Annotated in this window: 1 pseudogene; it reads left to right on the top strand. The window is 79.2% G+C overall.

The window, feature by feature from the left end:
• Positions 1 to 226: pseudogene (locus tag GTW08_RS13320) on the top strand (hypothetical protein); the annotation flags it as partial.

Genomic DNA, 226 nt, shown 5'->3' with positions numbered 1-226 from the left:
CGTGGCCTCGCGGCACGCGCGCGCGGTCCTCGGCGAGCACGCGGCGCGCTACGGCACCACCCTGCACACCGTGACCGACGCGGTCGCCCGCGAGCACCTCGCCGCGCTGGAGGACACGGCCGCGCGGGAGATCCGTGCCCGCCCCGGCCAGGCCGCCGAGCTGCTGGTCTGGACCCACCGCTACCCGGGTTCCCACGACGGTGTCCCGGCCGGGTCGCTCCCCCGC

This window comes from Pseudonocardia sp. SID8383 (assembly GCF_009864975.1).
Lineage (GTDB): Bacteria > Actinomycetota > Actinomycetes > Mycobacteriales > Pseudonocardiaceae > Pseudonocardia > Pseudonocardia alni.
The sequence above is the reverse complement of the archived record's forward strand: the minus strand, read 5'-3'. Positions and strand labels throughout refer to the sequence as shown.